Source organism: Psychrobacillus sp. Z3-81 (assembly GCF_056620325.1).
Genome location: NZ_JBWQPU010000040.1, coordinates 1 through 289, shown reverse-complemented (window position 1 = coordinate 289; position 289 = coordinate 1). Strand labels below are relative to the sequence as shown.

General features: G+C 77.9%; 1 protein-coding gene. It reads right to left on the bottom strand.

What is annotated here, in order from left to right:
• Positions 1-289: Dyp-type peroxidase domain-containing protein (locus tag AC1ECF_RS17540; protein WP_480390726.1), on the bottom strand; the 289-nt coding region annotated here is incomplete at both ends.

Here is a 289-nt window from a genome sequence, read left to right as displayed (position 1 = left end):
CGGGCGGGGTCCAGCTGCTCCCCCGGAAGGTTCGGCAGCTCCGCCAGCGCAGCGGGCCGACGGTCTGCGAGCCCGAACCGGTCGTCGAACAGCGCGGGGCCGTACCCGAGCGTCACGGTCAGGTGCGCGGCGGGGAGCTCGTGCGCCTCCCCGGTGTCCGCGGGCGGTTCGTCGGCGGCCCCGCCGAGCCCACCGGCTCCCCCGACGGGCGTCCCGGTGGTCATGGTGGCCACGGCTGCGCTCCAGCGGGCGAGGACGTCGGCGAGGGCGTCCGCGTCGGTCGTCGTCA